The organism is Verrucomicrobiota bacterium (genome assembly GCA_037139415.1).
In the GTDB taxonomy this organism is placed as follows: Bacteria; Verrucomicrobiota; Verrucomicrobiia; order Limisphaerales; family Fontisphaeraceae; genus JBAXGN01.
This window is the reverse complement of record JBAXGN010000343.1, coordinates 1-2,753: the sequence shown is the minus strand read 5'-3', so window position 1 is coordinate 2,753 and position 2,753 is coordinate 1. Positions and strand designations below refer to the sequence as shown.

2 protein-coding genes are annotated in these 2,753 nt (G+C 54.5%); both read right to left on the bottom strand.

Annotated features, from left to right (window positions below):
* Positions 1-31 precede the first annotated feature (31 nt).
* Positions 32-1,165, bottom strand: a complete 1,134-nt coding sequence (locus WCO56_29440; GenBank protein MEI7733725.1) for a hypothetical protein — start codon at positions 1,163-1,165, stop codon at positions 32-34.
* Between the two features lie 574 nt (positions 1,166-1,739).
* Positions 1,740-2,753 (bottom strand): hypothetical protein (locus tag WCO56_29435; protein MEI7733724.1); only part of this gene is annotated, 1,014 nt, incomplete at its 5' end.

The window sequence follows — 2,753 nt, the reverse complement described above, 5'->3', positions numbered from 1 at the left end:
TATGTCCGGGCTTCTTAAAAAAACTGCTTTTCTAAGTCCGACAGGCTGCTAGGAGTTGATCCACGGTCCATTGGGCGACTTGATCGGCGCTCAGGCCGTTCTTGTTGCTTTTGGCTGGAATGCAGAACGTGACATACGGCGCGATGGCCAGGGCATCGGCGTGTTTGTAGGTCTCGTTGTGCGCGAGCACGATTTTGTCCAGCCAGTAACTGCCGCCGGCCGCCTGCCAGGCAATGATCCGTACGAGACGGTCTTTGCCGCCAAAGATGTCTTCCAAAATTTTGAAGATTTCCTGTGAACGCTGGCTGTAAAACATACCGGCGCCTTCCCACGGTCGGTCCTTGGGGCCCAACCCCAACTCACGTGCGCGGGTCTCGGCATAACGGTGTTGCTCGAACATGCTATTCCAGACCTCGTTGGAATACTCGATGTGAACCTTCAGTGCGGGATCCAGCCGAGACTTCACCAGTTTGGCGAATTGCCGCACGTAATCATCGCTGGCCAGATGCGGCAGGCAGAACCAGGGATTGATTTTGAGCCGGTTGCAAAGGTCCACCATCACCTCGACCGGCACGCCGTGTTCCGTGTAGTTGCAATATTCCGGCGTGGGACGATCCGCCCATTCCTTTTGTTTGGACCCGTTGGAGTGCATCCAATCCATGAAGCGGAAGGTGTTGAATTCGCGCCAGCGTTGCAGAAAGGCGGGATTGAACGGATCGGTTTTATACGTGGCCTCGCAGCCAGGGATGATCAAGCGGATGTTGCGCACATGATTTTGAGGGTTGGTCCGGCGCACCATGAGATGGATGTCGCCCTTGTGGGTGTCCACGTTGACGACGAGGCGCCCGGGTTCGCGCGTGGTCACTTTGCCGGGCGGGCCAAAATCAATTTCGCCATCGCCTTCGTACAGGCAGACGTAATCGCCGGCAGGGGCATGACCGTTGTTACCCGTGAGCATTAACGTTTCCGCCCAACAGTCTGGTTCGAGTTTCGTCACCCAGCCATTGGCATCACGTTCCAATTCCGGTCCCTTGCCCCAGGCAGTTCCCTTGCGCTGGCTGATCCATTTGCGGGAGAGATGGAATAGGTCGGCATAGGCGTATTCCGTGCTCCAATCCGCCGGTCCGGCCAGGTTCATGCCCAGGCGGCTTTGTGCCGGGGCCATTTCGGCCGACGTTCCTGCCGTTGGAAGCAAAGGAGAAAACGATAACAACGCACACAGCCATCCAAGATAATGTCCGGTTTTCATCGTATATTTATGTTTTGAATTATTCTGGCATCGGCTGCCGCCGTTTGACGAGAAAATTCCATAGATCGTTATATTTTTCCGGCGGGTGACCGGGATATTTTGGATAACAGGTTACGCCAAACTGTTCGACGTATTTTTAGCCCGAATCCCCCACGAGGGGGGCAGACATGTAACTCAGGTTGAAGCGGAAGCGGCCGATCCGGGGTAAGCGCGAATTTCCAGCATTGAGGATGAACGATTGTAAAAACACGCCACTGGTTTTTGGTTGCATCAAGTTGAATTACTGTTATCGTTCATACGGTTGATGCAAGATTGCCAGGCGCGATTGCTTTTTGAACTCAGCCAGTGCAGGAGACCGTCTCTCGCTGAGAGAAAGAAGTGCGAATGGGTGCATGGAAGGCCATGTTATGCGCAGCCTGCTTGATCAGGTTGTTACCTGAACAACTTGGTTTTCAAGCAAAAGATAAGTTTGTTCCCGGCGGGCCTTCTTTCATGCGGGTTGATGCTTCCTTGGCTCTTTTGGAACGGTCTTGGTCTGTCGCAGTGTGTTCACGGCGTGAAAATGAATCAAAATCAAGTGTTGTTGATTGATGATCAGCAAGGATTGGGAGGCATCCTGCAGGCCCTTTTTGAAGCGGATCAGATTGCATTGACACAAGCGATGACTGGCGCTGAGGGGTTGGAGCGCCTCGGTCGGGTAAAGTTTGAGGCCGTGATTCTGGACCTTAGGCTCCCTGACACAGATGGGGGCGAGGTATTGCGGACTATCCGGGGTGACCTGCGCCGGGCATTGCTGCCGGTCATCATTTTGACCGGTGACGATCGCATGGAAGAGAAAATCCGCCTTTTTGGGCTGGGAGCCACGGATTACATCATCAAACCGTATCACCCCATGGAGTTGCGCGCCCGGGTCACAGCCGTTTTGCGAGTGGCCACCGCCGGGGAAAGGGCGAGAAACGTGAAGGTTTATGACCAGGCTTTGTTTTGCAAAAATATCCTTCCAACGCGCGCGGTTGAGGAGGAGGTGAGAAACGCAGTGCGGTGTGAGCATACCCGGCCTTGCGAGCATATTCTCCGGGCAGTGGTTGCCGAGAACGAGGCGAGAAACCGGGCGGATTTCATCGCCCGCATAAGCCATGAAATCCGTAATCCGATAAATGGAATCCTGGCCACCTCGGAAATGGTGTTGGAAAGCGGGTTGGCGGACCAGCAGCGGCAGATGGTGCAGGTTATTCATCAAAGCAGCAAGTCTTGCCTTACCCTGCTCAATGACATTCTTAATTTCGCCAAGCTGGAATCGGACAAGCTGGAATTTGAAGCCAAGCCGTTTCCCCCCCGCGCCTGCGTGGAAACGGTGCTCGACTTGGTCGCCGGCAAGGTTGGGAAAAAGAATCTTGATTTGGTGGCACTGTTCGCCCCAGGCGCTGATGAAACTGTTGAGGGCGACCGCGAGCGTCTCTATCAGGTGCTGCTGAACCTCGTCAGCAACGCGGTCAAATTCACC